Source organism: Candidatus Planktophila lacus (assembly GCF_002288385.1).
GTDB classification, from domain to species: domain Bacteria; phylum Actinomycetota; class Actinomycetes; order Nanopelagicales; family Nanopelagicaceae; genus Planktophila; species Planktophila lacus_D.
The window spans coordinates 452,541-478,832 of sequence record NZ_CP016783.1; the positions used below are offsets into that span (position 1 = coordinate 452,541).

Below are 26,292 nucleotides of genomic sequence, written 5' to 3' on the forward strand. Positions count from 1 at the left end.
TCCAATGTTGATGCAATACCGAACGCAGGGAACCAGGCTTCATATTCTGGATTCCTATACTCGTCACGAATCGTTTTCTCCGCAGCGCACTCCGAGTATCAATTTGACTCGCAAGGTAACAAGATCATGTTCGGGGCAAAGTATGCCTTTGTTGGTAAACCCAACTCGACGGCTGGTGACTACAACGGAGCGATAAAAGTGGAAAAGAGGTTTATCGCCAAGGGTTATCGATATAACAATGCGGCGGTCGATGACTTTGCAGTTTATGTTTTGGAGAAAGATTTAATCCCGGCGCCACCTGTGAAACTCTTGACTCCTGAGCTCGAACTTGAAATCCGTGAATCGCGCACGCCAATTAAAATGCACGGATACGGAGAGTATAGAGATCGCTGCGATGCCAACGAAAAACTACCGTGTTCTTCTAAGTACCAAAAAACTTTTCAGCCCAGGTCGTTGACTACTATTTTGCGAACTCTTCAAGAGGTCGAAGCGATTGTTGGTTATGAGCGCAAACAATTAGAAAACCATCTAATTATGAATAATGGGAAGGCAGGATTCGGTTGCGGTGGCGATTCAGGAGGCTCCATCACGTCAACTTACAAAAATGAGTTTATTTACATGGCTACAACTCCAAATGGTATGAACGGTTATTCCTGCGGTGCATCTGGAGATTACGACGGCAAAGGTGGAATCAACTACGCATCTCCTGTTTACAAGCACCTCGATATAGTGAGGGAAGCTGAAGCCTACGTTGCTGCAGCGCTGGCGCAAGAAGCGATAGAGAAAGCAAAAGCAGCACCTTCGCCATCAGCATCTCCAACACCGGTAGCAAAACCAATCGCGGCGCCTAAGAAATCAACAATTACCTGCGTTAAGGGCGCTACCGGAAAGAATGTAACTGGAGTAAATCCAAAGTGTCCGAAGGGCTACAAGAAAGTCATTATCCGCCCATAAAGTAATGGGCCCAACTGGCTATAAGAAGAAGTAGAGTCCACACATGACAATCTCACTTCAGCGCGCACTCGAACATATGGCTTGGGCCAACCAAGAGATCTACAAGTTAATTGCCGAGCTACCCGATGAAGCACTCGATGCCTATGCCACAGACCCAGAATTTCCAGTCCGCGAAATCCTGCGCCACATCGCATCTTCATCCGGCGGTTACGCATCGCGCCTTGAAGGCAAAGAGGCCGAAGTTCTAGAGCAGCCAAAGAACATGTCCGAACTACGCGAGATCGCAAAAGTATTAGCCACCAACGATGCCCGCTTATTGAAACTCGTTGATCTTGAAGATCAATCAATTGAAGTTATCCGCGATGGCCAAACATTCCACTGGATGCGCTCGACAATCATCACGCAAGCGGTACATCACTCAATCGAACACCGCGCGCACGCAGTTTCTGCACTCGAAGCCCGCGGCTACAAAAAGGTAGACCTAGATGACTTCGATGTCTGGGGCTACGAACTCAGCCTGAGAATCGATTGAGAAGCCTGTTTTAACGAGAATATTCAAGGCTCGGTTGGTACCGTTTACTTCATGTTCGCCTTCAAATCGCTAGCGGCCAAGTACAGCGGGGCAATGGCGCTATTTCTGGTGATCTTTTCCGCCGGGTTTGTTGTCGTGCATGCATGTCACTCAGAGCAGGCGACTCATGCCAGCGCAGCCGGTCATCATCAAGTTCTCGAACAATCCGGCGGCAATGTAATTGGCGGTAATTCACTGGTTGCAAATGTTTGCACAGCAGCCTTCTTTTTAGTACTTCTAGCAAGCCGCAAATATCTTCTGAAAAAATCTCTGAAGGCTCTTCTGCATTATAAATCTCAAGTTTTTCTCTTGGGTAGCGTGATGCAAAGACCTCCAAATATTAAATATGCACTATCTCTTCCGCAATTAGGAGTCATTCGAATCTAATCCTCTCTCGCTACTGAATTGAAATGTTCATCGACGAGAAAAGGATTAATATGTTTAGAAAACTAATTATTGCAGCGATTGTTGCTATTTCATTCTTTCCCAGCAACCCTGCCACTGCGACCTCGCATGGCAAAACACTTTCAAACTTAAATAACAACGACATCATGTTCGCTCAAATGATGATTCCGCATCATCAACAAGCGATAGATATGTCCAAATATGCTCAGAAGAATAGTTCCAATAGAGAGATAAAGGCGCTGGCGTCGGCTATCTCATCAGCCCAAGGGAGAGAAATTACGCAGATGAAGTATTGGCTGAGCGCCACTAAATCACCGGCGACTATGGGCCATCACATGGATATGAACGGCATGATCTCAGATAAGCAGATGAAGGAGTTGAGCGCCCTAAAGGGAGCTAAATTCGATAAAGCATTCTTGAGCGCAATGATCGAACATCACCAGGGAGCCCTGGAAATGGTGGAACTTTTAAATTCAACTAAGAACGCAGAAGCGAAAAAATTGGCAAAGGAAATAATCCGAGTGCAAAAAGCTGAGATTTCTTCGATGAAGAAGCTATTGGCCAAGTCCGCTTAAGGCGATTTCCCCATGATGCGCATAATTCTCGTCTTTGCCTTATTTCTAACTTCTCTCATCACTTCACCTTCTGCGGTAGCGGCGCCATCGGTTGCTTCTGCCCAGCGCGATGTGAACCGACTTAGGACACTGGCTGCTGAAAAATTTGAAGCAGCCAATGAGGCAAATATTAGAATTAAGCAGCTTGAGAAAGAGAACTCTGCGCTGGTTGCCAAGGAGGCAGTTCTCAAGGAGAAGTTAAACGCCTCGAGTGAAATTCTTGCACGAATTGCAATTGCAAATTTTCAAGGCCATGGCTTTGGTAAAACTGTTGATTTGATGTTTTCAGCAGATCCAACTCAGTATCTGTCAGATGCCTCTGTTTTGGAGATCATCACTCGTGGTTATTCCCAAGAGTTACAAGAATTCACTCGGAATAAACAGAAGGTAGAAGCATCGCGATATGTAGTCTCAGATAAAACGGAACTCTTGAAGAGAGAAAAGTTGCGTTTAAATAAAGAGGTTGCATCCGCAAAGACTGCATTAGCAAAAGCAGAGAAAATCTTAAAGTCGTTAAAGAAAGAAGATAGAGAACGCCTGGCACGCGAAGAGGCCGAACGCGAAGATAAAATCCTCAACGACTCCAAGAAATACGCAGCCAGTTACGCTGGTGACAATTCGCGCGGCTCAATCGCCCTTAAGTATGCGCTAAAACAAATTGGCGATATCTATGTCTGGGCCGCGGCAGGTCCAACCCGTTGGGATTGCAGTGGTTTAACGATGCGGGCATATCAAACAGCGGGAGTTTCGCTGCCTCATTCATCGCGCATTCAAGTCAAATATGGAAAACCAATTTCATATAACGCTCTCAAACCAGGTGATTTGCTCTTCTTTGGTAAGCCAATCAGCCATGTTTCGCTCTATATGGGCGGCGGAAAGATGGTCCAGGCACCACGTCCCGGAAAGCGCGTTGAAGTTGTGAAGTTAACTAAACGCTTTGGATCAAAGCCATTTGTTGGAGCAAGGCGGCTATGAAGTTATCCAAACGGTTTGCACTCCTTACCTTAATTGCGGCATTCACATTCTCAAGCACTGTCACCGCTCCAATTTCGGCAACTAACCATAAGCCAACCTTGGCACAGATTGAAGCTGCTAAGAAAGCAGAACTTGCCAAGAAGAAGATCGCAGATGAAGCATTTAAAAAGTTGGCGAAGGCACGTGGAAATTTAAAGGCGCTCGTTCAATTAGCTAACGCCGCCGATGCAAAATATAAGCGCGCTAGGGCCGATCTCGCTGTCGCCGTAAATCAATCACAGCAGGCACAGGCATCATATGAAGTAGCAGTAGCCGCCGTTGCCGGTACGCATCGCGAGATCGGTAAGTTGGCGATGAATGCATATATTTCAGGCGGTGGCTTAACAGATCTCGAATCAATTCTGAGTTCTAACGGACCACAGGATGTAATAGATCGATTATCAACTTTAGATAATTTAGGTGAGGGAAATAAAACTGCGCTAAGACGATTTAAAGTCGCTGAAGATATAGCAGAGGCGGCGAAGATTAAGGCAGAAGTTGCCAAAGCAAATCAAGCTGCAGTGACCGTCCGTGTTGCCGCGGCAAAGAAAGAGGCAGATGATGCCCGTAGCGAGCAGCAGAAAGAAGTTGATAAATTACAGGCTGTTCAAGATAAGTTGCAGCGAGATTTAGCATCAGCGAAGAAAGTTCGCATTACCTTGGAACAGAAGCGACAGTTGGCGATCTTGGAAGAAACGCGCGCTAACGAAGCTAGCAAAACCAAGACGCAGTCAAAAATTTGGAAAGGCGGAGGACCAACTGGCGTCTCCCGGATCAGGACCACGGAAGAACAACGTTTAAAGGTAGTTGAATTTGCTAAGAAACAAGTCTTAGCCGGCAAGCCATATATCTGGGGTAGTGAAGGACCAAATGCCTTTGACTGTTCTGGTCTTGTTTATGCCGCCTTTAAATCGGTTGGACTAGGTTGGCCGATTTGGGATCGCTTAAACTCAAGCCTTTATTACACCTACACAAAACAGATCCCAATTGCAGAGATGCAACCCGGTGATCTAATTTTCTACTCATATAAGGGAACCCAAAGCACCATTCACCATATAAGTATTTACGCTGGAAATGGCATGATGTGATAAGCGCGCTAGGGCCGATCTCGCTGTCGCCGTAAATCAATCACAGCAGGCACAGGCATCATATGAAGTAGCAGTAGCCGCCGTTGCCGGTACGCATCGCGAGATCGGTAAGTTGGCGATGAATGCATATATTTCAGGCGGTGGCTTAACAGATCTCGAATCAATTCTGAGTTCTAACGGACCACAGGATGTAATAGATCGATTATCAACTTTAGATAATTTAGGTGAGGGAAATAAAACTGCGCTAAGACGATTTAAAGTCGCTGAAGATATAGCAGAGGCGGCGAAGATTAAGGCAGAAGTTGCCAAAGCAAATCAAGCTGCAGTGACCGTCCGTGTTGCCGCGGCAAAGAAAGAGGCAGATGATGCCCGTAGCGAGCAGCAGAAAGAAGTTGATAAATTACAGGCTGTTCAAGATAAGTTGCAGCGAGATTTAGCATCAGCGAAGAAAGTTCGCATTACCTTGGAACAGAAGCGACAGTTGGCGATCTTGGAAGAAACGCGCGCTAACGAAGCTAGCAAAACCAAGACGCAGTCAAAAATTTGGAAAGGCGGAGGACCAACTGGCGTCTCCCGGATCAGGACCACGGAAGAACAACGTTTAAAGGTAGTTGAATTTGCTAAGAAACAAGTCTTAGCCGGCAAGCCATATATCTGGGGTAGTGAAGGACCAAATGCCTTTGACTGTTCTGGTCTTGTTTATGCCGCCTTTAAATCGGTTGGACTAGGTTGGCCGATTTGGGATCGCTTAAACTCAAGCCTTTATTACACCTACACAAAACAGATCCCAATTGCAGAGATGCAACCCGGTGATCTAATTTTCTACTCATATAAGGGAACCCAAAGCACCATTCACCATATAAGTATTTACGCTGGAAATGGCATGATGTGGGAAGCGCGTTCTACCAAAACTGGCCTTCGTTATTCAAATATCTATAGCGTCGAAGGCATGATGCCATATGCAGGAAGAGTTTAAATGCGACCAGTAAAAATTATGGCAACGGTATTTGCGCTAGCGCTTACACAAATCTCACCGTTAAGTGCCGCCACCTTTGATTCGGTCTCACATATTCACGGGATCAAAGCATTTAATAACACAATCTTGATGGGCACTCACGAAGGCTTATTTGAGTTTGTCGCTCAAAACAGTATGAAACCAATCGGTAAAGATCGCTTTGACATCATGGGTTTGGACAGCAACGGCGCAACTCTCTTTGCCAGCGGACACCCAAGTGCAAATTCAAAGCTACCCAACCCAGTCGGCCTCCTGCGCTCAGTTGATGGCGGCAAAACTTGGAAGTCATTATCGCTCCTTGGCGAAGTAGATTTTCACTTTCTAGAAGTATCTGGTTCTCAAATTTATGGTGGTAATGCGACAGATGGTTCGCTGATGTATTCCAAGAATCTAGGTAAAAGTTGGAAGCGAATCGGTGAAATGAAATATACAGATATCGCAATTTTACCTGGCACACAGGGTGGCGCCTTAGCAATTGAAAAGGGAAAGCTATTTAAAACCAGTAACTCATTTGCGAATTCCACTGCGGTATCTTTCAAATCTGAAATAGCGGCTGTGGAGAGCGTTGGCAAAGATCTTTACATTGCTTCAAAGAATCAGATCTTCCGCTCAACGGATCAGGCCAAAAGTTGGGAAATCTTTAAAAGCTACAAAGCTGATATTTCAGATTTCTCAGTCTCATCAAAGATATTGGCAGCCATTGTCGCCGGAGAGGTATTAACCATTAAAGTAGGCGCATGAACGCTATCTACTTCACGCAATTCAAGGGACCACTTGAAATCAAAGATATCCCGGTCCCAACTGCAACAAACGATGGCGTCGTAATCAAAGTAGAAGCAACGGGTTTATGTCGCAGCGATTGGCACGCTTGGATGGGCCACGACTCTGACATCGTCTTGCCACATGTTCCAGGCCACGAACTTGCAGGTGTTATCTCCGAAATCGGCAGCGCAGTTACCAAATTTAAAGTTGGCGATCGCGTAACCGTTCCCTTTGTCTGCGGCTGCGGAAAATGCCAATACTGCACACGCGGTGATGCTCAAGTCTGCCCAACCCAAACTCAACCTGGCTTTACCGGCTTCGGCTCATTCGCTGAATACGTCGCGATCAATAACGCCGACTTCAACTTAGTAACAATTCCCGAAAACGTTTCCTTTGCAACCGCCGCAGCTCTTGGTTGTCGCTTTGCAACTTCCTATCGCGGCCTCATTAAACGTGCACACGTTAAAGCAGATGAGAAAGTTATTATCTACGGATGCGGCGGCGTTGGCCTAAGCGCAATCATGATCGCCAAAGCCCAAGGCGCACACGTTTACGCCGTCGACATCAACGATGCCGCACTTGAAATCGCACAATCACTTGGCGCCGAAACAATTAACTCCAGCAAAGTCGATCCCGTTGCCTTCATGCAAAACCTCGGGGGAGCAGATGTCGCAGTCGATGCACTAGGCAGCCAACAAACCGCCAGCGCATCCGTACTTTCACTTGCTCGTCGTGGTCGCCACTTACAACTCGGACTCTTACTCACAGCAAACGGTTTAACTGATATCCCAATGGCCCGCGTTATCGCTTGGGAGTTAGATCTTCTTGGTTCACACGGAATGGCCGCAAAGGATTACCCAGAAATGTTGGCGCTCGTTGCCAGCGGCAAGTTAAACCCGGCATCACTAATTACACGTGAAGTTGGCTTAGTTGAAGGCGCCAAAGCACTCGCTGAATTAGATTCCCAACCTTTCGGTGGCATCACAGTCATTACACCTGAGCTTTAGCAACTAATTCACTAAAGCTTTGCAAAGTAAAAGCCCGCGGATTTCTCCACGGGCTTTTCCTGTAACTCACACTCCTGCGACGTGGTTAAAAGATACAGCCGATTTCTCCACGAAGTTCTCTTAATTACTCTGCGTAACAACTATTCTTCTAATGTGATCGCAAAGACCAAGAACGGCTTCCCGCCAAAGATCTGCGCAACCTGCGGTCTGCCCTTTGAATGGCGCAAGAAATGGGCGCGCGATTGGGAGAACGTTAAATACTGTTCAGAGAAATGTAAGAACGGAAAGTAATTAAATAGTTCGGCCGCGATCAAGCGGCAACGACCAGTCAATCTTCACACCCAACGCCTCTGCCGCGTTCATCGCCCAACGTGGATTGCGCAACATCGCACGCGCCAAGAAAACCGCATCTGCTTCTTCAGTCTCAATAATGTATTGCGCTTGCTCTGGCTCGGTAATCAATCCAACTGCCGCAGTTGGAATTCCCGCCTCTTTACGGATCGCAGCCGCAAAGGGAACTTGAAAACCTGGCGTTGCCTTAATCGGTGCGTTATGAACGGCGCCCCCTGATGAAACATCAATCAGATCAACGCCCGCAGCCTTTAACTTCGCCGCCAATTCAATCGAATCAATTAAGTTCCAACCTTCATCAACCCAATCAGTTGCCGAGATACGAACAAAGAGCGCCACTTGATCACCAATCGCAGCGCGCACCGCAGTGGTTACCTCCATCAAGAAACGGATCCGATTCTCAAAGCTGCCACCGTATTCATCGGTGCGATCATTAGAAACCGGTGAATAGAACTGGTGCAACAAATAACCATGCGCTGCATGTATTTCAATTACATCAAAGCCAACTGCCACAGCACGTCGAGCCGCATCAGCAAACTCACTTACCAACTGCGCAATCTCAGCAACCGTTAAAGCACGTGGCGCCGGATATCCCTCAAAGGCTTTATCCGTTGATGAAACCGCTTGCCATCCGCCTTCACCAATTTCAGCCATTCGCGTTGTATCCCACGGACGCATCGTCGATGCCTTGCGTCCAGCATGTGCCAACTGAATTCCCATCTTCACGCCCTGCGAATGCGCAAAATCAACCATCGGTGCAAATGCCTGGGCATGCGCGTCATCTTCAATCGTTGGACAACCAATTGAGATTCGCCCCTCTGGAACAACACCAGTTGCCTCAACCATGATCAACCCCGGCGCACCCGTTGCAAACGCTCCCAAGTGCGCGCTATGCCACGCACCCACAAAACCATCCGTTGCGCTGTATTGGCACATAGGAGAGACCCAAACGCGATTCTGAAATGTAACTCCGCGCAGAGTAAATGGATCAAAGAGTGTGTTCATATCTCGATCTTACTCTGAAATAAAATCACTTACCCAGTAAGATTTAAACAAGAGCGATCAAACAAGGAGAATAAAATGGGCGCTTGCGCTTGCGGATACACAACGGATCCAGAGAAGAACTGCAACGGCACTCACAATGTAGTCAAGGCTGTTAAAGCCGACATCATCGCAAAGCTCGAAGCCAGCGGCCACACAGATGCCGCGGAGTCGCTAAAAGCTAAGTAATCTCTTTATCTTTAAAGTAAAAAGAAAACCCCGCCATCTCTGGCGGGGTTTTTCGCTGTTACTCAGCAAAAGCATCCTTTTGACGAAGGGTGATAAAGCGGTATCAGATTTAGTTGGAAAATCTAATTTGGAGGTTTAATTTGATTTTATCTACGCCCTCATCTGTATAAATAAAACCATATTTATGCTTTTTCGTGTCACCACGCTCGAAAGCTACGTTATTGAAAAGATACTCTTCAAATTTCTTTCTGTTGTACAAATAGTAAAAAACAATGTCACCATTCTTTTTCACAACAAGAATTCCGCTGAACTTAGTAGTGTCGCCATCCCATGATTTGCTAGGTCGCAAACCCATCGCTACGGCTCCAAGAAATTCTTTTAGTTTGAAAATTGGTTGCCTTGAACCCACGGCTTCTTCTGGAAAGACATTCTGAACTGCAGCAGAGAATGTTTTATCTCCCGTTAAATAGTATTGAAGCAGGACTTTTGCCAAATAATCAGGAAATTTCATGTCTAAAAGTGTCAAGTTTTCATAAAAATTCGGATTCGCCGTTTCCAAAAATTCAAGATGAAATCCAGCTGCATATAAAGAATTTATGTTACTAATATGTTTACCGTGCTCGAACTTTGGATAAGCTCTAGCTACATTTGGATCGTCAGGGACAATTTTATAGATGAAATTTGTAGCTCCAGAGGCATTTAAAAGAGTAGCTCTTGCACCAATTTGGGATTTTATGCTGAATCCAACTCTAGGTGTTGCTACTTGAGTGACTTGATCCTCTAAAACGAGATCCAGATCATTCTCGTGGCTGCTAGAGGCTGCACTAATTCTCGTTCTTTTCAGAAGTTGCATCAGTTCAGAACCAGTTGCCAATGCGAAAGTTTTTTTATGGGTGCCATCTGTTAATTCGTTGAGCATCAGTTCAAGAGAACGCTGTATCAGGCTGCGATCAATATGCCCAACTTCGTTCCCACCGACCAGAATTGCGACGTCGGATGGACCAATCACATAATTTGTTTCTGGAGCATCTACGGTTTCAGCCAAGTAAACCTGTAAGACTTTATAGAAAATCTCAGGTATAGCTGATTGTTCTTCATCAGCAGCAAATGCTCCGCCATGGACCAATAAATATCCGAGAGTATAAAGTTCGCTCCACTCACCAATATTTCCCCGTGGGTCAGGCATATTATCCCCTGGGATTCTCTAGGGAGTAAATAATCTGTTTCGCATAATCTTGAATCGCAGAAACCGCGACACTGTTTCCCAGTTGCTTCATTGCCGCTATATCAGAAACTGGAAATTTGAAACTTGCTGGAAATCCTTGCATTTTTAAACCTTCACGTGGAGTAAGGCGCCTGACTTTGCCATTCACGCGATACCCATCCCAGTTGCGGCGGTCATCAATTGGCGACGTTCTCCCCCCAACGCGGAGTGTGTAACCGATTTCACGATCAACTTTCCCGTCCATCACGTCGGACATGTTGAATTTTAGTTCCCGTTTTTTTGGAAATTCAAAGACCGTATCAGGATTTCGGAATCCAACCATAAATAGTCTTGGTCGATGTTGAGGTAATCCATGGTCTGAGGCCTTAACAATCGCATGGTGGAATGAGTAGCCGAGATCCTCCGTTAGAGTCTCTTTAATTGTTTGAAAGGTTCTTCCACCGTCATGCGAGTAAAGTCCTCGCACGTTTTCTAAGAAGAATGCCTTTGGCTTCTTTATTTTGATAATTTCGGCAATATCGAAGAATAGGGTGCCACGTGTATCTTCAAATCCCTTTTTGAAGCCTGCCTGACTAAACGGTTGGCATGGAAATCCGCCAGTTAAAATGTCAAAGTTTGGAATAATTGATTTCTTCACTTGCGTTATGTCGCCAACAAAGTTGTTGGACTTAAACAACTTTGGAGAAATCTTCTTAAAGTTCGCCTCGTAAGTAAGCCGCGCATCCTCATCCCATTCAGATGCGAAAACGCACTCTGCGCCAGCTTTATGGAAGGCTAAATGGAAGCCGCCAATTCCAGCGAAAAGGTCGATAAATTTGTACTTAGACAATGCTTCTCCTCTTAATGATCCGACTTTATCTGCTGACAGGGCTGAAATCTGCTCGGAAACGTTCGTTGCGTGTATTTCGGTTGAATTCACTACCGATGCTTCCCAACCTGTTTTAACTTCCGCAGCGCTTTCGGCGTGATCTTGCCACCGAAAGTTCCGCGCTTTGGTGCAGTGAGAAAGCCGATATCCATTGCAGTGCTCACGCATTCTCCGATGAATTCTTCGGGGAGGACGAGTTCGTAGGCGAGGTCGATAACGGGGATCTGTGAACCGGTGAGGACTACGCGGTTATAGAGCCAAGCGATTTCAAGGAGGTATTCCTCGCTATCGGAGTCGGGTGTAAGGGTGCGGGCGCGTTCGAGTGCGAAGTCCATGTGGGGAATCTATGGGTGGGGTGTGACATGGGGAGAGAAAGCGAAAACCCCGCCATTGCTGACGGGGTTTTCTGCTGTGCTCTTAAGAGCACCTCTATGACGAAGTAGTAAAAGGATATCAAAAAGTTCTTAATTCTATTCTCGAAGTTATACACAGTTAAGAGATTAAAAAATTTGACTCAGCCAGATGGCATTTAAGTTGCGCATGTGTCTGGCTGTAGCTCAGCGGATAGAGCACCTCTATGACGAAGAGGACGGTCGTGGGTTCGAATCCCGCCAGCCAGACCACACATTAGAGGCCCTGGGATTTCGTCACCCGGGGCTTCTTTGTTTTTATTTGAAGTTATGTGGAAAAGCGAAAACCCCGCCATTGCTGACGGGGTTTTTCGTTGTAGCTGCGGATAGAGCGCCTTCTGACGTAGTGCATTTACTTTAACAAACATTTATCAGTGTGCGCCAGTACTCTTAGGGCATGTCATTTGTTATGTATTCAACTAGCTGGTGTGGTTACTGTAAGCGTTTGAAATCTCAATTAGGTGAACTCGGAGTTACTTTTGAAGAGATCAACATTGAGGAAGTACCGGGAACGGCTGAGATCGTTGAGAAGGTAAATGGTGGCAATCGCACGGTGCCGACTTTGGTTTTCTCAGATGGAAGTGCGATGACCAATCCTTCGGCTAAAGAAGTTGTTGCGAAGTTGGCATCGCTTTAATTGCGCTAACTGGATATATTTAACGCTGAAAGAAGCTCCGGATTTAGTCACCCGGGGCTTCTTTCTTTTGTAGGTATTCCTAAATGTCGGTCGCTGGCTTTAGGATCATTGCGTGAAGCGCATAGTGAAATTGATTGCGGTAGTTTTGCCGCTGACATTGATAGCGAGCAATTCTTATGCTGCAGTTAAACCTGGTGCGGCCTGTAAGAAGGTTGGACAGATCACTACCGTTTCGGGAAAGAAGTACACCTGCGTTAAAAAGGGTAAGGCGTTTGTTTGGGATAAGGGTTCAGTTGTTTCCAAGCCATTACAAACAAAGCCATCTTCTCCCGCTCAACCAGAGCCGGTTGCTACAAAGAGCGCTGAACCCGTAGCTGCAAAGGTTGATTACTCGAAAACTTTTTCAACCGACCAGGGCTATTACACAGACTTTAGCGGCCCCTGCCAAGAGGATCGCGCACTGGATGTTGCGCTAGCAGAGATCCAGAAGTACTTCACTGATTTTCAATGGTGTGCCGGTCAAATGCGCATCAATAAATACGAATTGGGCAAAGATCGACCAAGTAGCACTTACGATGCAAAAACGTTGTTCAGCGATACGGAACCTTGCAAATTAGTCACGCCAACAGGAGTTCAAGGAAGTCTGGGATACACCACCGCAGAGCCGTGGCGCAATCAGTACGACTCGATTCGAAAATTCCCTTCACCGAACGCGGTTATTCAACTCATTCCAGTCTATTCAACCGATAGCGCACAACCCAAGAATTCACCTGCTCAAGACTACGACGTCTATATGAAGTTGCTCAAAGACTGGTTTGAATATTCGGCTGACTTTCCATCATCGGTAGATATAAGAATTCCGGATCAGTATATAAAAATGAATTCCAAGTTAGGTGACTATAAGATTGTCCACACTGCGCGCCACGATGCTCCAAATCACGTTCGCTTTAATCGCGATCTTGTCGCTGCCGTTGATCCGGTTATAGATTTCAAGGGCGTGAATATCGTCATCGTTGTACCCCCTGCTGGCTCAGATGCGAGCATTCTCGCGCAAGCATCAATTGGTTCCCTAAACACTGCAGAGGGATTTGTCGCCCTGGGTTCAACTCAACAGGCGCACCTGGCTGCTAATCCAAATAGAGAATTTTTGTCTGAGCTAGGTCATCCATTTTGGTGGATACACGAGCTCTTTCATGCTGGTGTCGGATTTGATGATCATTACGGCGATAAGTTGCAGAACATCAATACCGAGTACGGCATGGGTTGGCTCACCATGATGACGCCATGGGGTGGAGATTTAACCACTTGGGAAAAGTGGCGACTTGGTTTCATCAAAGATTCGCAAGTTCAGTGCGTAACAAAAGGTGGTTCAAGCATCCATTGGATTGCGCCATCTACTGTTCAAACGAATGAAAGCAAATCAATCATTATTCGAGTCTCTGCCACCAAGGCGATAGTTGTTGAAACACTTCGACCTGCAGGTCTTTACTACAAACTTCCTAAGCAGAGCCAAGGCGCCTTGGTTTACGAATTGGATATAACCGAGACACGTCACGGTTTTGGAATGAAGTTATCTCTACCGATCGGGCGAACGGTCACCAGTGAGCCATTCTTTATGGCGTCATACCCGTTGAAGCAGGGCGAGAGCACAATTTCTAATGGGTACAAAATAACGATTGTTGAGTCAGGGACTTTTGGAGATATTGTTAAGGTAGAAAAAGTTTAGGTGCTCGCAATTTAAGACGCAGGTGAATACTCCGAGACCTTTAAGTGAAAATTAGGGAGCCGCATGAAGAAGATAATTGCAGCAACTCTGGCTCTGACTTTGCTTGGCATGGCGCCGGCAGCTGCGCATCAACCGGTGGATTTGTTAAATAGCGACACCACGCCAAGTGCTGGGCCTCTGTTGGTGGATGGCACAGTCTCATTTGCGGTGCGCGCATCATTTACTAAGGCTGGACAGAAGAAGGCATTTCGCGCCGCCTTAAAAGAAGGCGATCAGTTGGATGTTCAATACCTAATCATTGATAAGAAGCCAGAGAATAAACTGAAGAATTCTAAATTACCGCTACTGGTTATAACTTCGCCGTCGGGTAAGAAGACAACAATGAAATTCACCGAGCGAACTGAGTTCTTGGAAACTTATAGTCGGACCATGTATTTGTATTTATCGCGCATTAGCGAAGTCGCAGAACCTGGGATCTATAGCTTCATGATCACTGCGCGTACTAAATCTGCGATAACGCTCGGGGTTGGTGCGAGAGAAGTGCCTGGCGAAGTTCTGCGCGGGCAATGAGATTCGTCCAAGGTTTTGCACGGGTAGCCCTAGGTATTGCGCTTGGGTATGCGGGGTTTACACATTTAACTTCTAGCCGTTTGGAATTTCAGGCACAGGTTCCGAACTGGGTTCCATTTAGCGCTGACTTTGTGGTTCTGGCATCTGGTGTGGTGGAGATTGTCTTGGGTCTGGCGTTGGTCTTTTTAGTTAAGTACCAAGTGCAAGTGGGTTGGGTTGTGGCTGCGTTCTTTGTGGCGATCTTTCCGGGAAATATCTCGCAGTATGTAAATGGGATAGATGCATTTGGGTTAGATACCGACCGGGCGCGGTTGGTGCGTTTGTTCTTTCAGCCGCTGCTTGTGGCGTGGGCGCTATGGGCAACTGGGGCGTGGCGAGCGGTTCGACGGGCGAGGTAAAGAACGCGGGTGTACCGTTTTCTATGGCAAAAAAAGAGATTGAATCTGAAGATAAAGTCTATGGAGAGAAATCCATCCTTCCACTGAAGTACGTGGACATGATGGAAGATATCTTTCACGCAGTTCTTGCACTCGCCTTGTTGGGTATCGGCATTGGCGCATTTTTCTTTAGCATCAAACGCTTAATTGAGACTGCGCCCTTCTTTCCAAATGGAATGATCCAAGGCGTAAATGACATCTTGTTTATCGTCATCATTCTTGAAATCTTGCGCACTGTTATCTCGCGCTTTACCGATGGCGTTTACCAGCTCGATAAGTTTTTGATTATTGGTGTCATCGCTGCTGTGCGACATATCTTGACGGTGGGCGCATCGCTTACCTTGCAGACAGGCAAGAGCGATGTGGCATTTGAGCGCGCGATTTACGAGATGGGGTTAAATGCCCTGATAGTTGTTGCTTTGGTATTTGCGATCTTCTTATCGAAGAGCGCGCATCGCCGTAAGTAGAACTACTCGAAATCTCCGCCGCGGCCGGTAAGGCGCTTCGGGTCTTTGCGCGGCCGATCAAAACGCGTTGCCAGAGCAATGACCGCTATCGCATTGATGGCAATTAAGACAAGACCGATCTTCATTAGGCGCCTAGTACTGCCCAGACAACGAGAGCGAAGATTGCAATATCAAATGCGATGATCGCAATTGCTGAAAGTGAAACAAGGCCGCGTGAATCTGCGATCTTTTCAGTCATTGCAGATGGCTTCTCTACTTTGCGAAGATCAACGATCAACGCTTCGCCTTCACGCACTGCTGCGTATTGGCTGATAGTTGCAAGGATTCCGGTAACGGCTGCAACGCCAAGGGCTAAGTACTTCGCGCCATCTGATGCGGTTTCAAAGGAACCGATTGCAGCAAGAGCGACAATTGCAATAAGAACTAGAGCTGGGGCAACTTGTGCCTGAATGATTTGAAGACGTAGGTGGTTCCACTGCTTGATAAGTGACTTTTCGTCCATGAGCGTTTCCTCTCCAAGAAACTCTGTTATCCGTTTGGATACCTTAAAGGTTAGGCGCACGGAAGGAGAAGTGCGACCTGAAAAATCCATGTGAATTTTGGTTCTAGCGCGCATAGCCCAGCACGCTGGTTTACCCTTTCGCTATGAAAATTTATGCGATCGCCACTGGCGCAACCGTTGCTCTGGCTCTAGTTGTTGCCCCATCTGCCTCTGCCGCTGCTAAAGAAGGTGCGGCATGCAAGAAGGCGGGACAGTCTTCGACAGTATCTGGTCGCAAATTTACTTGTGTGAAAAAGGGAAGTAAGTTGGTTTGGAATAAAGGTGTGGTGGTTAAGAGCGCACCAACTGCATCGGCAACTGCTGCTGCAAGTGCGGCACCTGCTGCACCAGCGATGAGTGCAACTCCAATGGCAACCAAATCTGCAGAGCCAAGTAAATCTGCAGCTCCAGCTTCAACGGGTTACACAATGGAGCGCGTAAAAGCTAACGGCACATCTTCTAGTTGTTGGACTGTAATTAATGGATATGTTTACGATTTAACGAAATGGATTGGTTCTCATCCAGGCGGATCAGGTGCAATTACATCTTTATGTGGCACAGATGGCACATCAGAGTTTCTTGCTATGCACCGTGGACAGGGAAAGCCAGAAGCGCGCTTAAGTGGTTATGCGCTTGGCAAACTAGAAAAGTAAGTTACGAGCGAATAAAAGCGGCAACTTCAGAATTGCTCTTCATTTCGGCAAGTTCTTCAGCGGTTGGCAGAGTTGGGCGATCGCGTTTTACCTTGACCATACATAGGAAGCCAAGCACTTCGTTTTCAGCGGCGCGGAATTGGTGCCACGCCCATGATGGAACGTAGACCAAGTCATGAATTGCTAGAGGTAGAACTTCATCGCCAACTAAACAAGAGCCCTTACCTTTAATCGGAATCACTAGGTGGGTGTGCTCGTGCTTTTCGAGAGTGGTGTGGCCGCCGGCATCTACTTCGAAGTAGCGAACTTCCATACCTTCTTGATGTTCTTCACCAAATAAGACGCGGCGGGTTACATCTTTAAATGTGGCATCGCCATCTTCATCTTTGTAGACGAGCTCTTCAACGTTGCGCCAGCGATGAGGTTCATCTTGGGTAACGTGGAATTTGCTCGTGCTCATTCGGCGATTATAGCCGCGATACGGAATTGGTGTTTAATTGGTTTATGAGCGAACACAAGTGGGGCTTTAAAACTAAGGCTCTGCACGCTGGCACGCAGCCAGATCCACAAACTGGTGCGCGCGCACTTCCGATTTACCAATCATCAGCATTTGTCTTTGAAAATACCGAAGATGCCGGAAATTTATTTGCGCTACAGAAGTACGGCAATATCTATAGCCGAATTGGTAACCCAACAGTTTCAGCCTTTGAAGAAAAGATTGCAGCACTTGAAGGCGGCATCGGGGCCGTTGCAACATCTAGCGGACAAGCAGCGCAGTTCTTAACTTTCGCAGCTCTTGTCGGTACAGGCGATCACGTAGTTGCATCATCTGCTTTATATGGCGGCACGTTGACTCAGTTAGATGTCACCTTGCGCCGCTTCGGTGTGGATACAACTTTCGTAAAGTCGGATAAGGCTGAAGATTTTGCCGCGGCGATCACTGATAAAACCAAGTTTCTTTATGCCGAGATGGTGTCCAACCCAGCATCACAAGTTGGCGATATTGAAGCACTGGCAAAGGTGGCACACGATGCTGGCCTGCCTTTAGTTATCGATTCAACTGTTGCCACACCATATTTAGTGCGCCCAATCGAATTTGGTGCTGACATTGTTCTTCACTCAGCAACCAAGTTCTTAGGTGGACACGGCACAACACTGGGCGGTGTAATCGTTGAATCCGGCAAATTTAATTGGGGTAACGGCAAGTTCCCTATGATGACCGAGCCAGTTCCTTCATACGGTGGAGTCTCTTGGTGGGAGAACTTCGGTGAATTTGGATTCTTAACCAAGGTTCGCGTTGAACAGCTGCGCGATATCGGAGCATCGCTAAGTGCGATGTCAGCTTTCTTATTGGTGCAAGGCGTTGAAACGCTGCCACAACGTATGCGCGATCACGTCATCAATGCCAAAGCCGTCTCGGAATGGTTAGAAAGTGATTCACGTATTGCCTGGGTCAAGTACTCAGGACTTGCTAGCCATCCACATTATGCGCGCGCTAAGAAGTACATGCCAGAAGGTCCTGGTTCAGTATTTTCATTTGGCGTTAAGGCATCAGGTGATTTATCTGGACGCCAAACAGGTGAGAAATTTATTAACTCGGTGCAGTTAGCGAGCCACTTAGCCAATATCGGAGATGTGCGCACGCTAGTGATTCACCCAGCAAGCACCACGCACCGCCAGTTAACTGATGATCAGTTGATTGAGGCCGGAGTTCCACAAGACTTGGTTCGCATAAGCGTAGGCTTGGAAGATATTGAAGATATCTTGTGGGATCTAGATCAGGCTTTAACAACTGCAACAGGTAAGGCTCGCTAATGGCATTTACTGAACCAAACGCGATGGAGCGTTTGAAGTACATGCAGGATGCCAAGACCGTTGCAATCGTTGGGGCATCAGATAACCCATCACGCGCTAGTTACTTTGTTGCAACTTATTTACTCTCGGCCGCGCACTTTAAGTTGTTCTTTGTAAACCCGAAGGTCGATGAGATCTTAGGCCAGAAGGTTTATAAGTCACTTGCTGATATTCCAGAGCCAGTGGACATTGTCGATGTTTTCAGAAAGGCATCAGATATCCCTGGCGTCCTTGATGAGGCGATCGCAATAAAGGCTAAGACTTTCTGGATGCAGCTCGGAATTAGCGATGATGTATCTGCCGAACGTGGCGTGGCTGCGGGGCTAAATGTTGTGCAAGATAAATGCATAAAGATCGAGCATGCCCGCTTTGCTGGCGGGCTTAACCTGGCGGGTTTTAATACCGGGATTATCTCTTCCAAGCGCAATAAATCTATTTAGTTAAAGTTAATTTAAATAGTTCCTGCATCTAAACCCTTTAGAACTTCTTTCGCGCGCACCTTTAACTCAGGTAGATCAGATAAGCGATTAAGACCGAAGATCTGCTGGCTCATGCGGTGGTTCTTCTTAAAGGTTTCAGAGTGACGATCTAGGAAATCCCAATACAAAGTAGTAAATGGACAAGCGGTATCGCCGGTGCGCAGTTTGGGGTTGTAGGCGCAGCCTTTACAGTAATTAGACATGCGCGAGATATAGGCACCGCCTGCCGCATATGGCTTAGTCATCATCGCACCGCCATCTGCGTGAACGCCCATACCAATAACGTTGGGAACCATTACCCATTCGGTGGCATCGATAAATACTTCGCGCATCCAATCGAGAAATTCTTGTGGGTTGGTGCCGGTGATCAGGGCTAAATTACTTAAGACCATAAGGCGCGGGATGTGGTGAACCCAGGCGCGATCTTGAATATCTGTGACGATAGTTTTAACGCAGTTCATCTGGGTCTTGGTGGGATCGCTAAAGAGCGGCAGAAGTTTCTTGGTGGCGTTAAGTTGATTGTTATCGCGGTATTCAGGGCCTAAGTACCAGTACATGCCATTTACATATTCGCGCCAGCCAATTACCTGACGGATGAATCCTTCGGCAGATTCGATCGGAATATCACCGGTGTTGAACTTCTTTACTGCGGCATCGATAACTTCGCTGGCGTGAAGAAGTCCATTGTTTAGGTATGGGCTAAGAAGTGAATGGTGGAGCGCCCAGTTATCAAGTGCCATGGCATCTTCATATGGCCCAAATGTTGCAAAGTGGTTTTCGATGAAGTTATTTAACTGAGCAAGTGCGCCTTTGCGAGTAGTCGCCCATGTTGTGGTGGGAGTGAAGCCCAGTTCTTTACCAACCTCAAGATCAATCGCATCTGGTTTATGTTCTAAATACTTGGGCCAGGTGTAATTTTTTGGGGGAGGCAAGCGGTTCTCTTTATCGAAGTTCCACGCACCCCCGGTTGGTTTGCCGTTTTCGATCAAGATATTTAAGCGAGCACGTTGAGCGCGATAGAAAGTCTCCATCAGATAACTCTTCTGCGAATCTGCCCAGATAAAGAAGTGCTTGCGGGTGGTTAGGAAGAAGTCGTTTTCTACTAATTCTGCGCCGAATCCTTTGAGTTGTTCCATCTGGCGATGAGATGAAGGTTCGGCGCAGATTAACTTGTGGGTCTTATATTTCTTTTGAACCTTGGTTATGCCATCGATTGTGGTTGGAGCTTTCTCATATTCCACGGTGAAGCCTTCATCGCGCAGTGATTGTGCAAAGTGGCGAGCGGAGGAGATAAGAAAGTGCAGGCGCTGTGGGTGCCAGTTCCGGCCGGTGGTCATGCGCGCACTTTCGACCATCACAATTACATCTTGCTTAGGGTCAGCGTTCTTTAGCGCGCCAAATTTGCGGTGCAGGTGATCAAAAGGAAGATAGATCAGCTGCGACATGCGTAAAGAGTAATTGGATCAGCGTTTTTACGCGCCTTTTAGCTACTTCTTTTTAAAGCCAGTTGGGCACTTAGGTGGTGCGCCGGTTACTTTCTTGGAGGTCTTGCCTTTGACGCAAGTGATTGTGGATTTCTTTGGCGCAACTGTTTTAGTAGCCTCCGCTGGCTTCTTAAAGCTAACTGCCAATCGCGGTGATGAGTAAGAGAACCCGTAGGCACGCAGATTGATCCAATCGTTCTTTGCGTCATAGGTCGCAGTCACTGTTGCAACCTTCTTGGTGCCATCGTCATAGGAAACTTCAACTTTGGCATATCCGGCAGCGATTGCTGGGTCGATACCCCACCAATCACGTGCGCGATTTCCTTTAACTTTCAACTCCAGCCAGCCTTCGATCTCTTTGCCGTTTTCATCAAAGTGAACGTTGCCAACCTTTACAACGATCTGCTGGCTATCGCGATCAAAGCGGAAATCACTTAGACACCACCAGCCGTTGGTTCCGAGGATCACATCATCGGCGCGAGTATCTGAAGTTTTATTTCCTGCATCCCAATAGACCATGTTGACTGCCATATTGCGTTGAGTTGATGCGGCTTTCAAAAGATTAGATTCGCAGACCGGATCGTTCGGGCGGGCTGCCGGGCTATTTTCAGGGAGTCCCTTAACGGTAATTAAATCTCCAGTGACGCTAACTTGTGGATCGCGAACATTGGAGAGCACCCATTTGATTCGCTTGGAAAAGCCTGGGCTCTTTAAAATAAATTGAAAGTAGTAGCCCGCTGGAAGAGAAGCCTTATTCATATCATTTGAAGTTAAATAGATCTGCAGACTGCTATTCATCAAGTGAACGCTGGCGCTGACTTCACTTGATCCATCAGTAGTTGTTACACCAGCAGGTAGAGTCCAGATATGAGCTAATCCGCCGAAGTCCTTTACTGAAGAGTAATTCTCAATTTGTTCTCCTTGAGGAGATGAAATCATTTGCCACTCTTGAACGGCAGTAGTTGGGTCGAAGTTTGGTTGCTTCTTGTATTTCATTTCACCAACTTCGGTGCCATCTTCTTTAATAACCTTGATGCTCTGAGTGCAATCTGTTGTGATCTTCCACTGCTCATCGCAAGGGAGCCAAACTCCGTAACGCACATCGGTGATGCCAGTTTGCTTCCACCACTTTGGTTCAGGTGGCATCGGAAAAGGATCGGCGGCGCTGGCGGGGGTAAGAGTGGTTGCAGCCAGGAGTAAGGCGATTGCGATGCGAAGCGCTGAACGAGTTTTCATGGCTACTTCACCGTTTCTTTTGCCACTTTTTATGCGCCCAGTGCGGTTGTCGGCGCGCTGGATTAGAGTCTAAATCTAGGTAGTCCTATGCCCATCGGCAATAGCAGGTGGCGAACTTGTACTCACAAGGAGGCAGAAATGTTCGAACTATTGGCTCTTACGGCGGTTATCTATCTCTTTATCAATCGCAGGAAGAAGGTGCGCAAGCCGCGGGGGATCGATGCCGAACTCCGCGAGCTAGTCGAGAGCACTTATTACTCCGATGCGATGGCCGCTGAGATCAAGGGTTATCTGCTTTCAGTTGTTGGCGATGATCGCGATGGCGCCGAGAAATTTTCCGATGCACGAATTGCGCAGGCGCAATCTATTTTAGATAAGGCCGGGCCTTCCGCTTTTTACTGGATGACTGAAATCGCAACGCAATTAGCGGTTTTATCTGCCGCCAAGATCAATGGCATCGCCACAAATGTTGAAAGCGAGATTGGCGCTGACCCAGTAACGCCGGAAAGCGTTGTTCGCATCGTCGTTCAAGGTTAAGAAAATTACAGAAAGTAGTTTTAATTATTTGATTAAATTATTTGATTGCACTTGCAGAGAAAGAATTTTGATATATATTTAGTGGACCGCGCCGGTTCGCCAGAACCGACACGGCCGCCAGATGCGAATTAAAGATTGCTGAGATCCGGCCCGTCGTTATTTCGACGGGCGCTTCGCATTTCCACGTATCTAAATACGAGGTCGGCTAAGGCAACGACAAGCGTCACCCAATCGGTAGCTCTCATTTCATTTGCACTCCTTTCTCCATTCTCAGCCTTTGCTGAGTGAACAAATGGGTCGCTGGCGGCGCGCATCTGCGTGGAGTTAAGGATTAAGGCGTGCGAAAGGTATTGGTAACAAGCCGCCAAGATTCAGATTTCTCCTTGGCTGTGGATATATCTCAATCAGCCGCTCGGATTAGTTAATTAATTGGCCGCTGATTAGAATGCGCAGATGAAGCCAGAATCGGCCGGAAGTAAATTTAAGAAGGCGCTGCAGGAAGAGAAGCCACTGCAGATTGTTGGTGCAATAAATGCAAATCATGCGTTGCTGGCAAAGCGGGCTGGATACCGCGCCATTTACTTATCTGGTGGTGGGGTCGCCGCAGGTTCACTGGGTGTTCCAGATCTTGGAATAACAACTTTAGAAGATGTCTTAACTGATGTTCGTCGAATAACTGGAGTTTGTGATCTGCCCCTGTTGGTTGATGCCGATACAGGTTTTGGGCCATCGGCTTTTAATATCGGTCGCACTGTAAAAGATTTAATCAAAGCAGGCGCAGCTGCAATGCACATTGAAGATCAGGTGCAGGCAAAGCGTTGTGGCCATCGCCCGAATAAAGAGATTGTTAGCAAGGGCGAAATGGTTGATCGCATTAAGGCAGCCGTTGATGCGCGCACGGATGCAGATTTTGGAATCATGGCGCGCACAGATTCGATTGCAATTGAAGGTATCGATGCTGCGATTGAAAGAGCACTTGCCTACATTGAAGCTGGTGCTGATTTTGTTTTCCCTGAGGCGATCCGCGATCTGGAAAGTTATAAGAAGTTTGCCGCCGCTGTTGGTAAGCCGATCTTGGCTAACATCACCGAATTTGGTTTAACCCCTTTATTTACTCGTGACGAACTCGGCGCCAATGGCGTGGGAATGATCTTGTATCCGTTGTCAGCTTTCCGCGCGATGAACAAGGCGGCCGAAAACGTTTATGAGGCGATTCGCCGTGATGGAACCCAAGCCGGTGTCATCGATTCGATGCAGACCCGCGAAGAGTTGTACGAGCGAATTAATTATTATGAATTCGAAAAAGCGCTAGATCAATTCCAGAGCGAAAAGGATTAGTAATGTCGGCAAATATCACCCGTGTAAATCAGGAGTTCGATAAAGAAATCGTAGATATCGTCGATTACGTCTTTGATTACGAAGTTACTTCGGATCTGGCATATGAAACTGCGTGGTCATGTTTGATGGACACCTTGGGTTGTGGCCTGGAATCACTCGAATACGAAGCCTGCACCAAGTTGCTTGGTCCGCTAGTTCCAGAACTTCAGGTTAAAGATGGTGTGCGCGTTCCGGGCACCGCTTATCGCTTAGATCCAGTGCAGGGTGCATTTAATATCGGTGCCCTTATCCGTTGGTTAGATTTCAATGACACCTGGCTTGCCGCTGAATGGGGACACCCATCAGATAACTTAAGCGCGATCTTGTCTGTCGCTGACTGGATCTCGCAGCATCCGCAATATGGCACCGGTAAGAAACTCACTATGCGCGATGTAATGACTGCGATGATCAAGGCCCACGAAATTCAGGGCTGCATCGCACTTGAAAATTCATTTAACAAAGTTGGTCTAGATCACGTGATCTTGGTAAAGATCGCATCCACCGCTGTGGTTTCGCAGATGCTCGGTTTAACTCGCGAGCAAGCGCTTAACGCGGTTTCACTTGCTTGGATCGATGGACATTCACTTCGCACATATCGCCATTACCCAAATGCGGGATCACGTAAATCTTGGGCGGCAGGCGATGCCACATCTCGCGCGGTGCGTCTTGCACTTATGGCCAAGTTAGGTGAGATGGGTTATCCATCTGCACTAACTGCCAAGACCTGGGGTTTCTACGACACCTTGTTCCGCGGCAATCACTTTAAATTCCAACGCCCATACGGTTCATATGTAATGGAGAACGTGCTCTTTAAGATTTCCTACCCAGCAGAGTTCCACTCACAAACAGCGGTAGAAGCAGCATTTACGCTGCATAAGCAGATGGTTGCTGCAGGAAAGACCAGCGATGACATCGCCAAGATCAGCATCCGCACCCACGAAGCATGTATCCGAATCATCGATAAGAAGGGGCCGCTTAATAACCCTGCAGATCGCGATCACTGTATCCAGTACATGGTTGCGGTGCCGTTGATCTTTGGTCGTTTAACTGCCCGTGACTACGAAGATGTAATCGCGGATGATCCACGAGTTGATGCGCTGCGCGCGAAGATGCACCTGCGCGAAGATGAAAGCTTTACTGCAGATTACTTTGACCCCGCAAAGCGTTCGATCGCTAATGCAATGACCATCGAATTTAACGATGGAACAGTGCTTGGTGAAGAAGTCGTCGAATATCCAGTAGGCCATGCTCGTCGTCGCGCTGAGGGAATTCCGTTGCTAGTTGAGAAATTCAAGATCAACTTAAACCGCATCTTCGACGCCAATCAACAGAAGAAGATCTTGGACCTTTGCTTAGATCGCAAAGCGCTGGAGGCCACTGAAGTTAAGGACTTCATGGCGATGTTGGTCAAGGAATAAACCTTTGAAGAAATTGCGCGGCCTGCTTAAAGCCTCACACTTTGGGCCGACGCTAATTGTCACGAGCATTTCTTGGTTCTTTGCCGCGCATTACTGGTGGGAAGGACCCGCCTATGTAATCGCTTTTGGTGTATTTACCGGTCAATTGGTTGTCGGCTGGAGCAATGATCTATATGACTATAAAGATGATTTGATGCATAACCGGCAGAACAAACCACTTGTATCTGAACTTATCTCGCAAAGCTATTTAAAGCGCTGGTTAACTTTCATGGTGCCGTTCTCATTTGTGGCAAATTTGCTTGGCCCGCTTGGGTTTAAAGGCGGCTTGGTTTATATGTTTGGAATATCAATGGGAGTTGCCTACAACTTCTACTTTAAATTCAATGTCTTCTCATGGTTTCCATACGCGCTGGCTTTTGCGGCGCTACCTTCATGTATTGCGATATCAAAAGATGTAACTCCACCAGTATGGATGTGGCTTGGGGGAGCGTTGCTGGGATCTGCTGCACACTTTATAAATGTAATTAAAGATATGGATCAGGATCGCGCAAGTGGCATTGGTGGTGCGCCACAGCGAATCGGTAAGCGCAACTCAATAGTGGTTGCAGGGCTGTTGATCGCCCTAGGGCTTTCAACGCTAGTTGTATTTAACTAATTTAAATTAAAGTAATTAACTAGCGAACGCTGCGCATAACAGCGGTGACTTTGCCCAAGATCTCGCAATTATCGCCATTGATTGGCTCGAATGCGGGGTTGGCAGGAAGTAACCAGATGTGGCCGTTCTTGCGCTGGAAAGTCTTAACAGTTGCTTCGCCATCGATCATCGCGGCAACGATCTCGCCATTGTTGCAATCCTTCTGTTCGCGAATAACAACGTAATCACCATCGCAGATTGCGGCATCGATCATTGATTCACCGACAACTTGCAACATGTAGAGGTTGCCCTTGCCGACCAAAGTTTCAGGGAGTGCAAAAGTTGATTCAACGTTCTGTTCTGCGGTGATTGGGCCACCGGCTGCGATACGACCAACGAGTGGAACCTGCTTGGTGGCTTCGACTTCGAGTTCGGATTTCTCGCCAGGCATTAATACTTCAAGTACTCCGCCGCGAGTTGGGTGGGCGGTGATAAAACCCTTTTCCTGCAAGATCTCGAGCTGGTATTTGACGGAGGCAGGGGATGAAAGGCCGGCGGCCTTAGCGATCACACGCATTGACGGTGGGTAACCCTCGTCGTCCATGCTCGCCTTGATGACCTGGAGGATCTTGAGCTGGCGGGCGGTTAGCTTCTCCTCGTCGGAGGTGAAGTCTGGGAGCTCGGTTACTTTGCTGGATGCGGGTTTCTTAGCCATGGGCTAATCGTCC

General features: G+C 47.3%; 33 protein-coding genes and 1 tRNA gene. 24 read left to right on the forward strand and 10 right to left on the reverse strand.

Annotated features, from left to right (window positions below):
* Nucleotides 1-126 precede the first annotated feature (126 nt).
* From A1sIIB60_RS02265 to A1sIIB60_RS02310, 10 genes are all read left to right on the forward strand, one after another.
* Nucleotides 127-954: a hypothetical protein gene (locus tag A1sIIB60_RS02265; protein ID WP_150131908.1), complete on the forward strand. Its 828-nt coding sequence runs from the start codon at nucleotides 127-129 to the stop codon at nucleotides 952-954.
* A gap of 43 nt (nucleotides 955-997) precedes the next feature.
* Nucleotides 998-1,486, forward strand: coding sequence for a DinB family protein (locus tag A1sIIB60_RS02270; RefSeq protein ID WP_095688965.1), 489 nt, complete (start codon nucleotides 998-1,000; stop codon nucleotides 1,484-1,486).
* A gap of 51 nt (nucleotides 1,487-1,537) precedes the next feature.
* Complete coding sequence (locus A1sIIB60_RS02275; RefSeq protein WP_095688966.1) at nucleotides 1,538-1,912, forward strand: hypothetical protein; 375 nt, start codon at nucleotides 1,538-1,540, stop codon at nucleotides 1,910-1,912.
* A 50-nt stretch (nucleotides 1,913-1,962) separates the two neighbouring features.
* On the forward strand, nucleotides 1,963-2,505 hold the full coding sequence (locus tag A1sIIB60_RS02280) for a DUF305 domain-containing protein (RefSeq protein WP_095689616.1): 543 nt from the start codon (nucleotides 1,963-1,965) through the stop codon (nucleotides 2,503-2,505).
* A gap of 12 nt (nucleotides 2,506-2,517) precedes the next feature.
* Nucleotides 2,518-3,519: a C40 family peptidase gene (locus A1sIIB60_RS02285; RefSeq protein WP_095688967.1), complete on the forward strand. Its 1,002-nt coding sequence runs from the start codon at nucleotides 2,518-2,520 to the stop codon at nucleotides 3,517-3,519.
* On the forward strand, nucleotides 3,516-4,646 hold the full coding sequence (locus A1sIIB60_RS02290; protein WP_095688968.1) for a C40 family peptidase: 1,131 nt from the start codon (nucleotides 3,516-3,518) through the stop codon (nucleotides 4,644-4,646). The genes A1sIIB60_RS02285 and A1sIIB60_RS02290 overlap by 4 nt, the downstream gene beginning before the upstream one ends.
* 118 nt (nucleotides 4,647-4,764) lie before the next feature.
* Nucleotides 4,765-5,622: a C40 family peptidase gene (locus A1sIIB60_RS02295; protein WP_095688969.1), complete on the forward strand. Its 858-nt coding sequence runs from the start codon at nucleotides 4,765-4,767 to the stop codon at nucleotides 5,620-5,622.
* Entirely contained in the window at nucleotides 5,623-6,402 is a 780-nt protein-coding gene (locus A1sIIB60_RS02300; protein WP_095688970.1) for a WD40/YVTN/BNR-like repeat-containing protein, read from the forward strand.
* On the forward strand, nucleotides 6,399-7,430 hold the full coding sequence (locus tag A1sIIB60_RS02305) for a zinc-dependent alcohol dehydrogenase family protein (RefSeq protein WP_095688971.1): 1,032 nt from the start codon (nucleotides 6,399-6,401) through the stop codon (nucleotides 7,428-7,430). Before A1sIIB60_RS02300 ends, A1sIIB60_RS02305 begins: the two co-directional genes overlap by 4 nt.
* A gap of 153 nt (nucleotides 7,431-7,583) precedes the next feature.
* Entirely contained in the window at nucleotides 7,584-7,721 is a 138-nt protein-coding gene (locus tag A1sIIB60_RS02310; RefSeq protein WP_190277198.1) for a DUF2256 domain-containing protein, read from the forward strand.
* Here A1sIIB60_RS02310 and A1sIIB60_RS02315 read toward each other — a convergent pair whose 3' ends face one another.
* The gene (locus A1sIIB60_RS02315; protein ID WP_095688972.1) at nucleotides 7,722-8,786 is read right to left on the reverse strand and encodes an NADH:flavin oxidoreductase/NADH oxidase; all 1,065 of its coding nucleotides are present in this window, start codon (nucleotides 8,784-8,786) and stop codon (nucleotides 7,722-7,724) included.
* 75 nt (nucleotides 8,787-8,861) lie between these two features.
* Here A1sIIB60_RS02315 and A1sIIB60_RS07265 point away from each other — a divergent pair, with 75 nt between their 5' ends.
* Nucleotides 8,862-9,011, forward strand: a complete 150-nt coding sequence (locus tag A1sIIB60_RS07265; protein ID WP_190279221.1) for a hypothetical protein — start codon at nucleotides 8,862-8,864, stop codon at nucleotides 9,009-9,011.
* A 109-nt stretch (nucleotides 9,012-9,120) separates the two neighbouring features.
* Here A1sIIB60_RS07265 and A1sIIB60_RS02320 read toward each other — a convergent pair whose 3' ends face one another.
* The 3 genes from A1sIIB60_RS02320 to A1sIIB60_RS07270 are packed head-to-tail and all read right to left on the reverse strand — an operon-like array spanning nucleotide 9,121 to nucleotide 11,439.
* On the reverse strand, nucleotides 9,121-10,197 hold the full coding sequence (locus A1sIIB60_RS02320; protein WP_095688973.1) for an HpaII family restriction endonuclease: 1,077 nt from the start codon (nucleotides 10,195-10,197) through the stop codon (nucleotides 9,121-9,123).
* 1 nt (nucleotide 10,198) lies between these two features.
* Nucleotides 10,199-11,155 carry a DNA cytosine methyltransferase gene (locus tag A1sIIB60_RS02325; RefSeq protein ID WP_223298713.1) on the reverse strand — a complete coding sequence of 319 codons (957 nt, stop codon included), beginning with the start codon at nucleotides 11,153-11,155 and terminating at the stop codon, nucleotides 10,199-10,201.
* Nucleotides 11,155-11,439, reverse strand: a complete 285-nt coding sequence (locus A1sIIB60_RS07270) for a hypothetical protein (protein WP_190279222.1) — start codon at nucleotides 11,437-11,439, stop codon at nucleotides 11,155-11,157. Before A1sIIB60_RS07270 ends, A1sIIB60_RS02325 begins: the two co-directional genes overlap by 1 nt.
* A 211-nt stretch (nucleotides 11,440-11,650) precedes the next feature.
* Here A1sIIB60_RS07270 and A1sIIB60_RS02330 point away from each other — a divergent pair.
* The 6 genes from A1sIIB60_RS02330 to A1sIIB60_RS02355 all read left to right on the forward strand — a co-directional run bounded on the left by A1sIIB60_RS02330 (nucleotide 11,651) and on the right by A1sIIB60_RS02355 (nucleotide 15,351).
* Nucleotides 11,651-11,727: transfer RNA gene (locus A1sIIB60_RS02330), tRNA-Val, on the forward strand.
* A 184-nt stretch (nucleotides 11,728-11,911) separates the two neighbouring features.
* Nucleotides 11,912-12,151: a mycoredoxin gene (locus A1sIIB60_RS02335; RefSeq protein WP_095688975.1), complete on the forward strand. Its 240-nt coding sequence runs from the start codon at nucleotides 11,912-11,914 to the stop codon at nucleotides 12,149-12,151.
* 112 nt (nucleotides 12,152-12,263) lie between these two features.
* A complete protein-coding gene (locus A1sIIB60_RS02340) occupies nucleotides 12,264-13,877 on the forward strand; it encodes a hypothetical protein (protein WP_095688976.1) in 1,614 nt (537 codons plus the stop codon).
* Nucleotides 13,878-13,940: 63 nt separating this feature from the next.
* The gene (locus A1sIIB60_RS02345) at nucleotides 13,941-14,447 is read left to right on the forward strand and encodes a hypothetical protein (protein WP_095688977.1); all 507 of its coding nucleotides are present in this window, start codon (nucleotides 13,941-13,943) and stop codon (nucleotides 14,445-14,447) included.
* Entirely contained in the window at nucleotides 14,444-14,845 is a 402-nt protein-coding gene (locus A1sIIB60_RS02350) for a DoxX family protein (protein ID WP_095688978.1), read from the forward strand. The genes A1sIIB60_RS02345 and A1sIIB60_RS02350 overlap by 4 nt, the downstream gene beginning before the upstream one ends.
* Nucleotides 14,846-14,868: 23 nt before the next feature.
* On the forward strand, nucleotides 14,869-15,351 hold the full coding sequence (locus tag A1sIIB60_RS02355; RefSeq protein ID WP_095670904.1) for a phosphate-starvation-inducible PsiE family protein: 483 nt from the start codon (nucleotides 14,869-14,871) through the stop codon (nucleotides 15,349-15,351).
* A 2-nt stretch (nucleotides 15,352-15,353) separates the two neighbouring features.
* Here the strand turns inward: A1sIIB60_RS02355 and A1sIIB60_RS07350 are convergent, their stop codons facing one another.
* Nucleotides 15,354-15,476 carry a hypothetical protein gene (locus tag A1sIIB60_RS07350; RefSeq protein WP_257789641.1) on the reverse strand — a complete coding sequence of 41 codons (123 nt, stop codon included), beginning with the start codon at nucleotides 15,474-15,476 and terminating at the stop codon, nucleotides 15,354-15,356.
* Nucleotides 15,476-15,853 (reverse strand): hypothetical protein, encoded by a 378-nt coding sequence (locus A1sIIB60_RS02360; RefSeq protein WP_095677241.1) that lies wholly within the window; start codon nucleotides 15,851-15,853, stop codon nucleotides 15,476-15,478. Before A1sIIB60_RS02360 ends, A1sIIB60_RS07350 begins: the two co-directional genes overlap by 1 nt.
* Before the next feature lie 143 nt (nucleotides 15,854-15,996).
* Between A1sIIB60_RS02360 and A1sIIB60_RS07300 the strand changes: the two genes are divergently transcribed.
* Nucleotides 15,997-16,545, forward strand: a complete 549-nt coding sequence (locus tag A1sIIB60_RS07300) for a cytochrome b5 domain-containing protein (protein ID WP_223298714.1) — start codon at nucleotides 15,997-15,999, stop codon at nucleotides 16,543-16,545.
* A gap of 1 nt (nucleotide 16,546) precedes the next feature.
* Here the strand turns inward: A1sIIB60_RS07300 and A1sIIB60_RS02370 are convergent, their stop codons facing one another.
* Nucleotides 16,547-17,005 carry a cupin domain-containing protein gene (locus A1sIIB60_RS02370; protein WP_095688979.1) on the reverse strand — a complete coding sequence of 153 codons (459 nt, stop codon included), beginning with the start codon at nucleotides 17,003-17,005 and terminating at the stop codon, nucleotides 16,547-16,549.
* 44 nt (nucleotides 17,006-17,049) lie between these two features.
* On the opposite strand from A1sIIB60_RS02370, the gene A1sIIB60_RS02375 reads away from it, so the two are divergent.
* On the forward strand, nucleotides 17,050-18,360 hold the full coding sequence (locus tag A1sIIB60_RS02375; RefSeq protein WP_095677243.1) for an O-acetylhomoserine aminocarboxypropyltransferase/cysteine synthase family protein: 1,311 nt from the start codon (nucleotides 17,050-17,052) through the stop codon (nucleotides 18,358-18,360).
* Entirely contained in the window at nucleotides 18,360-18,839 is a 480-nt protein-coding gene (locus tag A1sIIB60_RS02380; RefSeq protein ID WP_095688980.1) for a CoA-binding protein, read from the forward strand. The genes A1sIIB60_RS02375 and A1sIIB60_RS02380 overlap by 1 nt, the downstream gene beginning before the upstream one ends.
* 11 nt (nucleotides 18,840-18,850) lie before the next feature.
* Here A1sIIB60_RS02380 and A1sIIB60_RS02385 read toward each other — a convergent pair whose 3' ends face one another.
* Together A1sIIB60_RS02385 and A1sIIB60_RS02390 are read right to left on the reverse strand one after the other, a co-directional pair.
* Nucleotides 18,851-20,323: a cryptochrome/photolyase family protein gene (locus tag A1sIIB60_RS02385; protein ID WP_095670910.1), complete on the reverse strand. Its 1,473-nt coding sequence runs from the start codon at nucleotides 20,321-20,323 to the stop codon at nucleotides 18,851-18,853.
* Between the two features lie 42 nt (nucleotides 20,324-20,365).
* The gene (locus A1sIIB60_RS02390; RefSeq protein WP_095688981.1) at nucleotides 20,366-21,598 is read right to left on the reverse strand and encodes a hypothetical protein; all 1,233 of its coding nucleotides are present in this window, start codon (nucleotides 21,596-21,598) and stop codon (nucleotides 20,366-20,368) included.
* Between the two features lie 138 nt (nucleotides 21,599-21,736).
* Here A1sIIB60_RS02390 and A1sIIB60_RS02395 point away from each other — a divergent pair, with 138 nt between their 5' ends.
* The 4 genes from A1sIIB60_RS02395 (at nucleotide 21,737) to A1sIIB60_RS02415 (ending at nucleotide 25,585) form a co-directional block, all read left to right on the forward strand.
* Entirely contained in the window at nucleotides 21,737-22,135 is a 399-nt protein-coding gene (locus A1sIIB60_RS02395) for a hypothetical protein (protein WP_095670912.1), read from the forward strand.
* Between the two features lie 453 nt (nucleotides 22,136-22,588).
* Nucleotides 22,589-23,473, forward strand: coding sequence for a methylisocitrate lyase (prpB, locus tag A1sIIB60_RS02405; protein WP_095688982.1), 885 nt, complete (start codon nucleotides 22,589-22,591; stop codon nucleotides 23,471-23,473).
* 2 nt (nucleotides 23,474-23,475) lie between these two features.
* A complete protein-coding gene (locus A1sIIB60_RS02410; RefSeq protein WP_095688983.1) occupies nucleotides 23,476-24,930 on the forward strand; it encodes a bifunctional 2-methylcitrate dehydratase/aconitate hydratase in 1,455 nt (484 codons plus the stop codon).
* 4 nt (nucleotides 24,931-24,934) lie between these two features.
* The gene (locus A1sIIB60_RS02415) at nucleotides 24,935-25,585 is read left to right on the forward strand and encodes a UbiA family prenyltransferase (protein ID WP_095677250.1); all 651 of its coding nucleotides are present in this window, start codon (nucleotides 24,935-24,937) and stop codon (nucleotides 25,583-25,585) included.
* A 19-nt stretch (nucleotides 25,586-25,604) separates the two neighbouring features.
* On the opposite strand, the gene lexA is transcribed toward A1sIIB60_RS02415, so the two are convergent.
* Complete coding sequence (lexA, locus tag A1sIIB60_RS02420) at nucleotides 25,605-26,279, reverse strand: transcriptional repressor LexA (RefSeq protein ID WP_095670917.1); 675 nt, start codon at nucleotides 26,277-26,279, stop codon at nucleotides 25,605-25,607.
* Nucleotides 26,280-26,292 lie beyond the last annotated feature (13 nt).